Source organism: Variovorax sp. GW460-12-1-14-LB1 (assembly GCF_059423605.1).
In genome coordinates this window covers 82,489-94,679 of sequence record NZ_JBWKYF010000013.1, presented here as the reverse complement: position 1 = coordinate 94,679, position 12,191 = coordinate 82,489, and the positions used below count along the sequence as shown (strand labels likewise).

The window sequence follows — 12,191 nt, the reverse complement described above, 5'->3', positions numbered from 1 at the left end:
CGGCGCAAGGACGCGCAGGCGGGTAGAGAAAATCAACGCGAATACAGTTCGACGATCAGCGATTCGTTGATGTCGGCTGCGAATTCGTCGCGATCCGGGACCTTCTTGAAGGTGCCTTCGGCCTTGTCGGCGTTCACATCGACCCAAGCCGGCATGCCGACTTGTTGGGCCAGTTGCAGCGCTTCGACAATGCGGTTCTGCTTCTTCGACTTTTCGCGCACGGCGATCACGTCGCCGGTCTTGACCAGGTACGACGGGATGTTGACCGACTGGCCGTTCACGGTGATCGCCTTGTGCGACACGAGCTGGCGTGCTTCGGCGCGCGTCGAGCCGAAGCCCATGCGGTAGACCACGTTGTCCAGGCGCGACTCGAGAATGAACAGCAGGTTGGCGCCGGTGTTGCCACGGCGGCGATCGGCTTCTTCGAAGTAGCGGCGGAACTGCTTCTCGAGCACGCCGTACATGCGCTTGACCTTCTGCTTCTCACGCAGCTGCAGACCGTAGTCGGAGGTGCGCTGACCCGAGGTGCGGCCGTGCTGGCCGGGCTTGGAGTCGAACTTGGCCTTGTCCTGGATCGAACGGCGGGCGCTCTTCAGGAACAGGTCGGTGCCTTCACGGCGGGAAAGTTTGGCCTTGGGGCCGAGGTAACGTGCCACGGTATTTCCTTGGTGTCATCTGCCGCAGTTGCCTGCGGGAGCCGTCGGCGGATGTGCCGATGGCGGTGGGCTTAGTGAAAAAACAAATGCGCAGCCGCTCGAAAGCTGGCTGCGCCTTGCGGACTGACGATCAGATGCGGCGACGCTTCTGGGGACGGCAGCCGTTGTGCGGAACGGGCGTCACGTCGGCAATGGAATTGATCCGGATGCCGAGCGCAGCCAGTGCGCGCACCGACGACTCGCGACCAGGACCGGGGCCCTTGATCTCGACGTCGAGGTTCTTGATACCTTGTTCGACAGCAGCACGGCCGGCCACTTCGGAAGCGACCTGCGCAGCGAACGGGGTCGACTTGCGCGAGCCCTTGAAGCCCTGGCCACCCGACGAAGCCCACGACAGGGCGTTGCCCTGGCGATCGGTGATCGTGATGATGGTGTTGTTGAACGAGGCATGCACGTGGGCGATACCGTCCGCAACGTTCTTGCGAACCTTCTTGCGAACGCGCTGTGCGGCGTTGTTTGCAGGTGCTTTAGCCATGCTTGTCTATCCTTATTTCTTCAGGGACTGCGCAGCCTTGCGCGGACCCTTGCGGGTGCGGGCGTTGGTGCGCGTGCGCTGGCCGCGCATCGGCAGGCCGCGACGGTGACGGAAGCCGCGATAGCAGCCGATGTCCATCAAACGCTTGATGTTCATCGTCGTCTCGCGACGCAGATCGCCTTCGATCGTGAACAGAGCGATCTGGTCGCGGATCTTTTCGAGATCGGCGTCGGTCAGATCCTTGATCTTCTTCGAATATTCGATGCCGCTCGCTTCGCAGATTTGACGGGCGCGGGTGCGACCGATACCGAAAATGGCGGTCAGGCCGATTTCAGCGTGCTTGTGCGGCGGGATGTTGATGCCAGCAATACGTGCCATGTGCGTCCTCTAATACTCTTCAATCAACCCTGGCGCTGCTTGTGGCGCGGGTCGGTGCAAATCACACGCACCACACCTTTACGGCGGATGACCTTGCAATTACGGCAGATGGTTTTGACCGAAGCCGAAACTCTCATTTCATTCTCCTAAAACTGTTTAACGTGGCGGTCTACCGCCCGGACTCAATACTGAAACTCACAGCCCTACGATGTCTTGAAGTTCGCCTTCTTCAGCAGCGATTCGTACTGCTGGGACATCATGTAGTTTTGCACCTGGGCCATGAAGTCCATCGTGACGACCACGATGATCAGCAGGGAGGTACCACCGAAGTAGAACGGCACGTTGTACTTCAGGATCAGGAACTCGGGCAGCAGGCAGACGAAGGTGATGTACACCGCGCCAGCCAACGTCAGGCGAACCAGAATCTTGTCGATATAGCGAGCGGTCTGGTCACCCGGGCGAATGCCAGGAATGAACGCACCACTCTTCTTCAGGTTGTCGGCCGTTTCCTTGCTGTTGAACACGAGTGCCGTGTAGAAGAAGCAGAAGAAAACGATCGCAGCGGCGTACAGCAGCACGTAGATCGGCTCGCCCGGGCGCAGTGCGCTGGCGATGTCCTTGATCCAGCGGAAGCCACCGTCACCGGCGCTGAACCAGCCCACCACCGTTGCCGGCAGCAGAATGATCGACGACGCGAAGATCGGAGGAATCACACCGGCCATGTTCAGCTTCAGGGGCAGGTGCGACGACTGACCGCCGTAGACCTTGTTGCCAACCTGGCGCCGCGCATAGTTCACGAGGATCTTGCGCTGACCACGTTCCACGAACACCACGAAGTAGGTGACCAGCACCACGACCGCGATGATGAAGAGCGCAACGATGGGGTTCATCGCACCGGTCGTCACCAGCGAAGCCAGGCCGCCGATCGCACCGGGCAGACCGGCCGCGATACCTGCAAAGATCAGGATCGAGATGCCGTTGCCCAGGCCGCGTTCGGTGATCTGCTCGCCGAGCCACATCAGGAACATCGAACCTGCCGTCAGGCTCACCATGGCGGTCAGGCGGAAGCCGAAACCGGGGGCGATCACCAGACCGGCCGACGATTCGAGGGCCACTGCGATGCTGAACGACTGGAACAGAGCCAGGCCGAGCGCGCCATAGCGCGTGTACTGCGTGATCTTGCGGCGACCGGCCTCGCCTTCCTTCTTCAATTGCTCGAAGGTCGGAAGCACGTAGGTCATCAGCTGCATGATGATCGACGCCGAGATGTACGGCATGATCCCCAACGCGAACACGGTGAAACGCGACAGCGCCCCGCCCGAGAACATGTTGAACAGGCTCAGAATGCCGCCCTGCTGGCCCTGGAACAACGCTGCCAGCTGGTCCGGGTTGATACCCGGCACAGGAATGTGCGCGCCAATCCGGTAGACCACGAGCGCGAGCAGCAAAAAGACGAGCCGACGACGGAGGTCGCCGAACTTGCCTGTTTTTGCGATCGTTGCCGCGTTAGTTGCCACGAAGAACTTCTTTCAGTCCGAAGGTGATCAGGCGAGGCTGCCGCCGGCTGCTTCGATCGCAGCCTTGGCACCAGCGGTCGCACCCACGCCCGTCAGCTTGACGGCCTTGGTGAGTTCGCCGGTCTTGATGATCTTGACGACCTTGGCGAGCTGGCCCACGAGGCCGGCTTGCTTCAGTGCCAGGACATCGACTTCGACCAGGCCGAGCTGCTCGAGAGCAGTCAGCGTGACTTCGGCGTTGTACTTCAGCAGGTGCGACTTGAAGCCGCGCTTGGGCAGGCGACGCTGCAGCGGCATTTGACCGCCTTCGAAGCCGACCTTGTGGAAACCGCCTGCGCGCGACTTCTGGCCCTTGTGACCGCGACCTGCGGTCTTGCCGATGCCCGAGCCGATACCGCGGCCAACGCGACGCTTGGCGTGCTTGGCGCCAGCTGCCGGCTTGATGCCATTGAGTTCCATATCAGTCTCTCTTACAGAACTTTGACCAGATAACTGATCTTGTTGATCATGCCGCGCACTGCGGGCGTGTCTTGCAGCTCGCTCACGCTGTTGAGCTTGCGCAGGCCGAGGCCACGCACGGTCGCGCGATGCGATTCCTTGGTGCCGATCGGGCTCTTCACCAGCTGCACCTTGAGGGTTTGTTGTTGCGTCATTTGAATGCTTCCTTCAGCCTTGCGAGAGCTTGCGCTCAGGCGAAGATTTCTTCGACGGTGAGACCGCGCTTGGCAGCCACTTGGCCGGCCGTCGTCGAGTTCTTCAACCCGTCGAGCGTGGCGCGAACCATGTTGTAGGGGTTCGACGAACCATGGCTCTTGGCCACGATGTCGGTGATGCCCATGACTTCGAACACGGCGCGCATCGGGCCGCCGGCGATGATGCCGGTACCCTTGGGGGCCGGGTACATCACGACGGTGGCAGCACCGTGGTGACCTTGCACCTGGTGGTGCAGCGTACCGTTCTTGATCGGAGCCTTGAACAGGTTGCGACGGGCTTCTTCCATTGCCTTCTGCACGGCAGCAGGCACTTCCTTGGACTTGCCCTTGCCCATGCCGACGCGGCCATCGCCGTCACCGACCACGGTCAGCGCTGCGAAACCGAGGATACGACCACCCTTCACCACCTTGGTGACGCGGTTGATCGCGATCATCTTCTCGCGCAGACCGTCCTCAGGACCTTCGTTCTGCGTTCTTGCTTGAATCTTTGCCATTTTGAATCTCGTGTCCGATTAGAACTGCAGACCGGCTTCGCGGGCTGCCTCGGCCAGCGCCTTGACGCGGCCGTGGTAGGCGAAACCTGCGCGATCGAAAGCGACCTTCTCGACGCCGGCAGCCTTCGCCTTTTCAGCGATGCGCTTGCCGATGGCGGTGGCAGCGGCGGCATTGCCACCCTTGCCCGAGGCACCGAGTGCTGCGCGCACTTCGGCTTCGGCGGTCGATGCGGTTGCGATCACCTTGGTGCCGTCGTCGGAGATGACGGTGGCATAGATGTGCAGGTTGGTGCGGTTCACCGTGAGGCGAGCCACGCCCTGCGTCGCAATGCGGATGCGGGTCTGGCGCGAGCGGCGAAGACGCTGTGCTTTTTTGGTCAACATCATTTTGCTGCCCCTTACTTCTTCTTGGTCTCTTTGATCACGATCTTCTCGTCCGCATAGCGGATGCCCTTGCCCTTGTAGGGCTCTGGCGGACGAACAGCGCGGATCTCAGCGGCGATCTGGCCGACGCGTTGACGGTCAGCGCCCTTGATCACCACTTCGGTCGGGGTCGCGGTGGTCACCGTGATGCCTTGCGGCATGTCGATGTTGACCGGGTGCGAGTAACCGACTTGCAGGTTCAGCTTGGCGCCAGACGCTGCAGCCTTGTAGCCGACGCCGACCAGGTTGAGCTTCTTCTCGAAGCCCTTGGTCACGCCAACCACCATGTTGTTCACCAGCTGGCGAATCGTGCCGCTCATCGCATTCGCTTCACGCGAATCGTTGGCGGGCTCGAAGCTCAGCTTGCCGTCCTTGTTGACGACATTCACCAGCGCGTTGCGAGCCAGGCTGAGCGTGCCGCCCGTGCCCTTGACGCTGATCTGGTCTTCCTTGATCGACACATCCACGCCTGCGGGGATGGCGACCGGCATTTTTCCTACTCGGGACATTTCAGTAACTCCTCGATGTCTCGGTTAGGCGACGTAGCACAGAACTTCGCCGCCGACACCGGTGGCGCGCGCCTTGCGGTCGGTCATCACGCCCTTGGGGGTCGTGACGATCGCAACGCCGAGGCCGTTCTGGACTTGCGGAATGGAAGTGCTGGCCTTGTAGACGCGCAGGCCGGGGCGGCTCACGCGCTCAATGCGCTCGATGACCGGACGGCCAGCGTAGTACTTCAGCGAGATTTCAAGTTCGCTCTTGCCGGCTTCGGTCTTGACCTGGAAGCCGTCGATGTAGCCCTCGTCCTTCAGGACTTGTGCGATCGCGATCTTCACCTTGGAAGACGGGACCGACACGGTGGGCTTCGCCACCATCTGCGCGTTACGGATACGCGTCAGCAGGTCGGCAATGGGATCACTCATGCTCATGTTGTTTGCTCCTGCCTGGCTTACCAGCTGGCCTTGGTGACACCGGGGATGTCGCCGTTGAAAGCCAGTTCGCGGATCTTGGCGCGGGCCAGACCGAATTGACGGAAGGTGCCACGGGGGCGACCGGTGATTTCGCAACGGTTGCGCTGGCGCGTGGGGTTCGCGTTGCGCGGGAGCTTCTGCAGGGCCAGGCGGGCCGCTGCGCGCTCTTCGTCGCTCTTCTTCGCGTCGTTGGAAGTTGCCTTCAGTTCTGCGTGCTTCGCAGCGAACTTGGCAACCAGCTTGTCGCGCTTGAGTTCGCGCTGGATCAAAGATGCTTTAGCCACAGATCACCTCAGTTCTTGAACGGGAAACGGAAGCCAGCGAGAAGCGCCTTGGCTTCTTCGTCGGTCTTGGCCGTCGTCGTGATGCTGATATTGAGACCGCGCAGGGCGTCGACCTTGTCGTACTCGATCTCAGGGAAAATGATCTGCTCTTTGACGCCGATGTTGTAGTTGCCACGGCCGTCGAATGCACGACCCGAGATACCACGGAAGTCACGCACGCGGGGCAGGGCCACGGTGACGAAACGGTCCAGGAACTCGTACATGTGCACGCCACGCAGCGTGACCATGCAGCCGATCGGCTGGTTTTCACGGATCTTGAAGCCGGCAATGGCCTTCTTCGACTTGGTAACCACGGGCTTCTGGCCAGCGATCTTGGTCAGGTCGGCGACGGCGTTGTCGAGGACCTTCTTGTCGGCGACTGCTTCACCCACACCCATGTTCAGGGTGATCTTGGTGAGACGCGGAACTTGCATCGGCGACTTGTAGCCGAACTTTTCCGTCAGGTCTTTCGCGATCTTTTCGCGATAGTGTTGTTGGAGACGTGCCATGTGAGTACCTCTTAGGCGAACTTGATTTCGTCGCCGCTCGACTTGAAGACGCGAACAGCCACGCGCTTGCCGTCGGCACCTTGGGTGACCTTGATGCCCACGCGATCGGCCTTGCCGGTCGCGGCATTGAAGATCGCCACGTTGGATTGGTGAATCGGCATGGTCTTCTCGACGATGCCACCGGTCGTACCCTTGAGGGGGTTCGGCTTGGTGTGCTTCTTGACGAGGTTGATGCCGTCGACGATCACATGCGAATCGTCTGCGCGCAGCGACACGACGCCGCGCTTGCCCTTGTCACGACCGGCCAACACGATGACCTGGTCGCCTTTGCGAATCTTGTTCATGGCGTTGTGTCCTTAGAGAACTTCGGGTGCCAGCGACACGATCTTCATGAACTTCTCGGTGCGCAGTTCGCGCGTGACCGGTCCGAAGATGCGGGTGCCGATGGGCTCCAGCTTGGCGTTGAGCAGCACGGCGGCATTGCCGTCGAACTTGACGAGCGAACCGTCAGCACGACGGATGCCCTTGGCGGTGCGGACCACCACTGCGCTGTAGATCTCGCCCTTCTTGACGCGACCACGCGGAGCGGCTTCCTTGATGCTGACCTTGATGACGTCGCCCACGCTGGCGTAACGCCGCTTGGAGCCACCGAGCACCTTGATACACAGGACGGATTTCGCGCCCGTGTTGTCGGCCACTTCGAGCCGGGATTCAGTTTGGATCATTTCTTGATATTCCCAACTTGTACCGATGAGCCTCCAGGAGGGAGACACCGCGGTCAGTCTTGGGCCCGTCGTCCACACCTCGAACCACTCGAGGCATTTCCGCTTTGGGCTGAAAGCTTCGCCTTTTGAAAGCGAAGCCCGCGATTGTGGCACCCATGTCTGAGGATGTCAACCGCCTCATTACACGAACTTCGACAGCCGCTAGACTTTATGGCGTGCGCGCCCCCATCCACCCCTTCATTTCGCCGCCTTCCGTGCTACGCCGGCGCCTGCTGGCGGGCGGCGCGGGCCTGCTGGGGCTGGGATCACTGGGGCTTGCGGGTTGCCGCAGCGCAACACCGGCGTCGGACACCAGCCGGCTGCAGCGCCTGGGGGAAGCCCGCTGGGCACACCGCCGCTCTATAGAGAACACCACGGCAGGCGGCCTGTCCGGCATCGACTACGACCCCGCCAAAGGTGAGTACCTGCTTCTCAGCGATGACCGGTCAGACTTGGCCCCCGTGCGCTACTACACCGCGCGCTGGCCCCAGCCGGCCGACGCCACTCCCGAGCCCACCGGCGTTGTCCAGCTGCAACGCCCCGGCGGCGGCCCCTGGCCCGGCCGGCGCTACGCGGTCGACGGCCTGCCCGTTCCCGACCCTGAAGCCCTGCGCCTGCGCCCCTCGGCCGGCACCCTGCTCTGGACCAGCGAAGGCGACCTCGCCCGCGGCTTCGGCCCCGCCCTGTACGAATCGGCGCGCGATGGCCGCTTCCTGCGCGAATTCGCCCTGCCGGCGATGTTCGCCCCGGACCCGACCCAGCGCCGCGGTCCGCGCGACAACCTGACGTTCGAAGGCTTGGCCCTCACGCCGGACGACCGTTCGGCCTGGCTCGCGATGGAAAACGCCCTGGTCCAGGACGGCCCCGTCCCGACCACCACCGCCCCCGGCGGCCCCTGCCGCTTCACCCAGGTCGACCTCGCGACCGGCCGCGCCGTGCGCCAGATCGCCTACGTGCCCGACACCATCCCGCTGCGCCCGCTGGTGCCGGGCACTTACGCCGACAACGGCGTGAGCGAGGTGCTCGTGCTCGACGCCCACCGCATGCTGGTGCTGGAGCGGGCCTACGCCACCGGCGCCGGCAATTCGCTGCGCCTGTATGAAATAGACACCCGGGCCGCCGACGACGTGCTCGCCATCGACGCCCTCGCCCCCGGCAACCACCGCCCGGCCGCCAAGACGCTCGTGGCCGACTTCGCCACCCTCGGCCTCTCGCGCCTCGACAACACCGAGGGCATGTGCTGGGGCCCACCGCTGCCCGACGGCCGCCGCCTGCTGGTGGTCGTGATCGACGACAATTTCAACCCGCTGCAAGTGACGCAGTTCGCCGCCTTCGCCTACACCGACCGACCATGACCATCGCCGTGACCTTCCTGCCCCGCACCGCGCCGGGCCCCCTGCCCCCCATCGCCTTCATCGGCGGCGGCAACATGGCCAGCGCCATCATCGGCGGCCTGATCCAGCAAGGCGTCGCGGCCGAGAACTTCGAAGTGGTCGAGCCCTTCGAGGAAGCCCGTACCAGGCTGGCCCAGTCCTACGGCATCGTCGCCAGGGCCGAGGCCAGCGAGGCCCTCGCGCGCTGCGCCGTGGTGGTGTGGGCAGTCAAGCCCCAGACCTTTGCCGAAGCCGCCCGTCCGGTGCGCGCCTTTGCCGCCGACGCCCTGCACCTGAGCGTGGCGGCGGGCATCCCGTCCGACAGCATCGCCCGCTGGCTCGGCACCGAGCGCGTGGTGCGCGCCATGCCCAACACGCCGGCGCTGGTCGGCAAGGGCATGACCGGCCTGTTCGCGCGGCCCGGCGTCGAAAGCGCGGACCGCGCACGCGTCGGCCAGCTGCTGGCGCCGACCGGCGAGCTGATCTGGGTCGACGCCGAACCCGCGCTCGACGCGGTGACCGCCATGTCGGGCTCCGGCCCGGCCTACGTGTTCTATTTCATCGAGGCGATGACCGAGGCCGGCGTCGAGATGGGCCTCACGCCCGACCAGGCCCAGCGGCTGGCCATCGGCACCTTCACCGGCGCCTCGGCGCTGGCGCACAGTGCGACCGAGCCGCCGTCGGTGCTGCGCGAACGCGTGACCTCCAAGGGCGGCACGACCTACGCGGCCCTGAGCGCGCTCGAAGCCTCGGATGTGAAGGGCCAGTTCAAGACCGCCATCCGCGCGGCGCAGAAGCGCGCGGCCGAGCTGGGCGAGGAATTTGGGCGCGGCTGACCCGCCCGGCGGGGGCTATCGGAGGGCGTAGCCCGCCACGATGCCGACGAACACCGCGAAGCCCAGCCAGTGGTTTTCGCGGAAGGCCTTGAAGCAGCCCTCGCGCGTGCGGTCATGGATCAGCCGCCAGTGCCAGAACGCCTGCGCCGCCGCCACCGCAATGCCCAGATAGAAGAGCACCCCCAGCGATCGGCTGGCACCGGCCCAGATCCAGACCGCCAGGAAGATCGCGTAGCTGGCCATCACCGCCGCCACGTCGAAGCGGCCGAAGGTGATCGCCGAGGTCTTCATGCCGATCTTCAGGTCGTCGTCGCGGTCCACCATCGCGTACTCGGTGTCGTAGGCCAGCACCCAGAACAGGTTGCCCGCCAGCAGCCACCAGGCAAAGGCCGGCACCGTCGACTGCACCGCGGCAAAGGCCATCGGGATGCCGAAGCTGAAGGCGATGCCCAGCACCGCCTGCGGGATCGACACGAAGCGCTTGGCGAACGGATAGATCAGCGTGATCGCCAGCGCCGCGAACGACCACAGCACCGTCGTGCGGTTGGTGGTGAGCACCAGCCCGAAGGACAGCAGCGCCAGCACCGCGCCCAGCCCCAGCGCCTCCTTGACCGACATGGCGCCGCTCGTCACCGGCCGCTGGGCTGTGCGCTTCACATGACGGTCGAACTCGCGGTCGGCCACGTCGTTGACGCAGCAGCCCGCGCTGCGCATCAGGAAGGTGCCGAGCGTGAACACCACAAGCAGGTGCCAGCCGGGCCAGCCGTCGGCCGCGAACCAGAGTGCGCCCAGCGTGGGCCACAGCAACAACAGCCAGCCGGCCGGCCGGTTCCAGCGGATCAGATCGAGGTAGAGCGCGAAACGGCGGGCGAGAGGCATGCGGCGGACGGGCAGACGAAAAAAGAGCGGCCATTGTGCCGCTCTTGCAGGGACTCCCGGCGCACCGGGAAATCAGGAGGCCGCCGTCAGTCCTCGAGCAGCGAGCGCAGCATCCAGGCCGTCTGGTCGTGCACCGTGCAGCGCGCGGTCAGCATGTCGGCGGTCGGATCGTCGCCGGCCTCTTCGGCCACCGGGATGAACTCGCGCGCGATGCGCGACACCGTTTCGTGGCCCTTCACGAGGATGCGCACCATCTCCATCGCCTTGGGCGGGGTCTGCGGCACGTCGGGCACGGTGGCGATCTTGCTGAATTCGGCGTACGAGCCCGGCGCGTAGTGGCCCAGCGCGCGGATGCGCTCGGCGAGCACGTCCGTCGAGCCCCACAGCTCGGTGTACTGCGTCATGAACATCGCATGCAGCGAGTTGAAGTGCGGCCCCGTCACGTTCCAGTGGAAGTTGTGCGTCGTGAGGTACAGCGTGTAGGTGTCGGCCAGCACGCGGCTCAGGCCTTCGGCAATGGCCGCGCGATCCTGGCGTTCGATGCCGATGTTGATGATCGGCGCGTTGCGGCTGCCCGACTCCTGCGCGACGACGGCGCCGCCCTTCTTGGGCACCTTGCCGGCAGAGGAGGCAGGCGACGGGGACTTGGTCTTTTTCGGGGGTTTGGCCATGGCGGAGGGGTCTTTCTTGAAGTTGGGTGACAACACCGAAATTCTGAAAGCCGGCAGGCGGCTTCGCAACAGCTTCACTCTATCCCAGCGATCAGCGATCCCAAACAGCCCGCGCGTAGGCGAAGGCCCCGAATCGCTAGGAGAGTCGTTTGACACCCGGCAGCTCGCACGCGTAGATCGCGTTGCGCAGCGCCGCAATGGCCTCGTAGCGCGTAAAGGTGCGGCGCCAGGCCAGCACCACGCGGCGCATCGGCGGGTCGCGGTCCTGCGCGTCGCGCACGGGCAGGTAGCGCACCATCTGCTCGGGCTCCTTGCGGCCCTTGACCTTCGGCTTGAGCGCCTCGGCCGGCACCGACAGGCGTGGCACCAGCGTCACGCCCATGCCCGAGGCCACCATGTGCTTGATGGTCTCCAGCGACGAGCCCTCGAAGCTCTTGCGGATGCCCTCGGCGTTGCTCGAGAAGCGCGCGAACTCGGGACACACTTCGAGCACGTGGTCGCGAAAGCAGTGGCCTGTGCCCAGCAGCAGCATCGTCTCGCTCTGCAGTTCTTCCGAGGTGATCGACTCGCGGTCGGCCAGCTTGTGCTTCACGGGCAGCGCCGCCATGAAGGGCTCGTCGTACAGCGGCGCCATCGCCAGGCCCGTGTCGGGAAAGGGCTCGGCCATGATCGCGCAGTCGATCTCGCCGGCGCGCAGCATCTCGAGCAGCTTGACCGTGAAGTTCTCCTGCAGCACCAGCGGCATCTGCGGCGTGCGCGCGATCACCTGGCGTACGAGGTCGGGCAGCAGGTACGGGCCGATCGTGTAGATCACGCCCAGGTTCAGCGGGCCGGCCAGCGGGTCTTTTCCGCGCTTGGCGATCTCCTTGATGCTCGCGGCCTGGTCGAGCACGCTCTGCGCCTGCTGGACGATCTGCTCGCCGAGCGGCGTCACGGTCACTTCACCGGCGCTGCGCTCGAAGAGCTTGACCTCGAGTTCGTCCTCGAGTTTCTTGATGGCCACCGAAAGCGTCGGCTGGGACACATAGCAGGCCTCGGCCGCCTTGCCGAAGTGCCGCTCGCGGGCGACTGCGACGATGTATTTGAGTTCGGTAAGAGTCATAGCTTGCGTCAATTATGCGCAAGGGTCTGTGACCCGGCTGGGGCGGG

At 64.3% G+C, this 12,191-nt stretch carries 20 protein-coding genes; 2 read left to right on the top strand and 18 right to left on the bottom strand.

Annotated features, from left to right (window positions below; genetic code table 11):
* Nucleotides 1-32 precede the first annotated feature (32 nt).
* The 15 genes from rpsD to rplN all read right to left on the bottom strand — a co-directional run bounded on the left by rpsD (nucleotide 33) and on the right by rplN (nucleotide 7,244).
* Nucleotides 33-656 (bottom strand): 30S ribosomal protein S4, encoded by a 624-nt coding sequence (rpsD, locus tag AC07Y4_RS09575; protein ID WP_056576976.1) that lies wholly within the window; start codon nucleotides 654-656, stop codon nucleotides 33-35.
* A 130-nt stretch (nucleotides 657-786) separates the two neighbouring features.
* Nucleotides 787-1,191: a 30S ribosomal protein S11 gene (rpsK, locus tag AC07Y4_RS09570; RefSeq protein ID WP_009124825.1), complete on the bottom strand. Its 405-nt coding sequence runs from the start codon at nucleotides 1,189-1,191 to the stop codon at nucleotides 787-789.
* Between the two features lie 12 nt (nucleotides 1,192-1,203).
* The gene (rpsM, locus tag AC07Y4_RS09565) at nucleotides 1,204-1,569 is read right to left on the bottom strand and encodes a 30S ribosomal protein S13 (RefSeq protein WP_013544105.1); all 366 of its coding nucleotides are present in this window, start codon (nucleotides 1,567-1,569) and stop codon (nucleotides 1,204-1,206) included.
* Nucleotides 1,570-1,592: 23 nt separating this feature from the next.
* Nucleotides 1,593-1,706 (bottom strand): 50S ribosomal protein L36, encoded by a 114-nt coding sequence (gene rpmJ, locus AC07Y4_RS09560; protein ID WP_013544106.1) that lies wholly within the window; start codon nucleotides 1,704-1,706, stop codon nucleotides 1,593-1,595.
* Nucleotides 1,707-1,772: 66 nt separating this feature from the next.
* Nucleotides 1,773-3,086 (bottom strand): preprotein translocase subunit SecY, encoded by a 1,314-nt coding sequence (gene secY / locus AC07Y4_RS09555; RefSeq protein WP_056576979.1) that lies wholly within the window; start codon nucleotides 3,084-3,086, stop codon nucleotides 1,773-1,775.
* A 27-nt stretch (nucleotides 3,087-3,113) separates the two neighbouring features.
* The gene (gene rplO / locus AC07Y4_RS09550; RefSeq protein ID WP_487847558.1) at nucleotides 3,114-3,545 is read right to left on the bottom strand and encodes a 50S ribosomal protein L15; all 432 of its coding nucleotides are present in this window, start codon (nucleotides 3,543-3,545) and stop codon (nucleotides 3,114-3,116) included.
* Between the two features lie 11 nt (nucleotides 3,546-3,556).
* On the bottom strand, nucleotides 3,557-3,739 hold the full coding sequence (gene rpmD / locus AC07Y4_RS09545) for a 50S ribosomal protein L30 (RefSeq protein ID WP_019653974.1): 183 nt from the start codon (nucleotides 3,737-3,739) through the stop codon (nucleotides 3,557-3,559).
* A gap of 35 nt (nucleotides 3,740-3,774) precedes the next feature.
* Nucleotides 3,775-4,293, bottom strand: coding sequence for a 30S ribosomal protein S5 (gene rpsE / locus AC07Y4_RS09540; RefSeq protein ID WP_056576983.1), 519 nt, complete (start codon nucleotides 4,291-4,293; stop codon nucleotides 3,775-3,777).
* Nucleotides 4,294-4,311: 18 nt separating this feature from the next.
* Complete coding sequence (rplR, locus tag AC07Y4_RS09535) at nucleotides 4,312-4,677, bottom strand: 50S ribosomal protein L18 (protein WP_056577252.1); 366 nt, start codon at nucleotides 4,675-4,677, stop codon at nucleotides 4,312-4,314.
* Nucleotides 4,678-4,691: 14 nt separating this feature from the next.
* Entirely contained in the window at nucleotides 4,692-5,225 is a 534-nt protein-coding gene (gene rplF / locus AC07Y4_RS09530; protein ID WP_062474819.1) for a 50S ribosomal protein L6, read from the bottom strand.
* 24 nt (nucleotides 5,226-5,249) lie between these two features.
* Nucleotides 5,250-5,645, bottom strand: a complete 396-nt coding sequence (rpsH, locus tag AC07Y4_RS09525) for a 30S ribosomal protein S8 (RefSeq protein WP_062474816.1) — start codon at nucleotides 5,643-5,645, stop codon at nucleotides 5,250-5,252.
* A gap of 20 nt (nucleotides 5,646-5,665) precedes the next feature.
* Complete coding sequence (rpsN, locus tag AC07Y4_RS09520; protein ID WP_056576989.1) at nucleotides 5,666-5,971, bottom strand: 30S ribosomal protein S14; 306 nt, start codon at nucleotides 5,969-5,971, stop codon at nucleotides 5,666-5,668.
* Between the two features lie 8 nt (nucleotides 5,972-5,979).
* Nucleotides 5,980-6,519: a 50S ribosomal protein L5 gene (gene rplE, locus AC07Y4_RS09515; RefSeq protein WP_056576993.1), complete on the bottom strand. Its 540-nt coding sequence runs from the start codon at nucleotides 6,517-6,519 to the stop codon at nucleotides 5,980-5,982.
* A gap of 11 nt (nucleotides 6,520-6,530) precedes the next feature.
* Nucleotides 6,531-6,863 carry a 50S ribosomal protein L24 gene (gene rplX / locus AC07Y4_RS09510; RefSeq protein WP_062474813.1) on the bottom strand — a complete coding sequence of 111 codons (333 nt, stop codon included), beginning with the start codon at nucleotides 6,861-6,863 and terminating at the stop codon, nucleotides 6,531-6,533.
* Nucleotides 6,864-6,875: 12 nt separating this feature from the next.
* Entirely contained in the window at nucleotides 6,876-7,244 is a 369-nt protein-coding gene (rplN, locus tag AC07Y4_RS09505) for a 50S ribosomal protein L14 (protein ID WP_009124801.1), read from the bottom strand.
* 215 nt (nucleotides 7,245-7,459) lie between these two features.
* On the opposite strand from rplN, the gene AC07Y4_RS09500 reads away from it, so the two are divergent.
* On the top strand, nucleotides 7,460-8,638 hold the full coding sequence (locus AC07Y4_RS09500; protein ID WP_495274428.1) for an esterase-like activity of phytase family protein: 1,179 nt from the start codon (nucleotides 7,460-7,462) through the stop codon (nucleotides 8,636-8,638).
* Entirely contained in the window at nucleotides 8,635-9,492 is an 858-nt protein-coding gene (gene proC / locus AC07Y4_RS09495; RefSeq protein ID WP_487847560.1) for a pyrroline-5-carboxylate reductase, read from the top strand. Before AC07Y4_RS09500 ends, proC begins: the two co-directional genes overlap by 4 nt.
* Nucleotides 9,493-9,507: 15 nt before the next feature.
* Here proC and ubiA read toward each other — a convergent pair whose 3' ends face one another.
* From ubiA to AC07Y4_RS09480, 3 genes are all read right to left on the bottom strand, one after another.
* The gene (gene ubiA, locus AC07Y4_RS09490; RefSeq protein WP_487847561.1) at nucleotides 9,508-10,371 is read right to left on the bottom strand and encodes a 4-hydroxybenzoate octaprenyltransferase; all 864 of its coding nucleotides are present in this window, start codon (nucleotides 10,369-10,371) and stop codon (nucleotides 9,508-9,510) included.
* 86 nt (nucleotides 10,372-10,457) lie between these two features.
* The gene (locus tag AC07Y4_RS09485; protein WP_139700624.1) at nucleotides 10,458-11,042 is read right to left on the bottom strand and encodes a Dps family protein; all 585 of its coding nucleotides are present in this window, start codon (nucleotides 11,040-11,042) and stop codon (nucleotides 10,458-10,460) included.
* Nucleotides 11,043-11,178: 136 nt separating this feature from the next.
* Nucleotides 11,179-12,144 carry a LysR substrate-binding domain-containing protein gene (locus AC07Y4_RS09480; RefSeq protein WP_062474802.1) on the bottom strand — a complete coding sequence of 322 codons (966 nt, stop codon included), beginning with the start codon at nucleotides 12,142-12,144 and terminating at the stop codon, nucleotides 11,179-11,181.
* Nucleotides 12,145-12,191 lie beyond the last annotated feature (47 nt).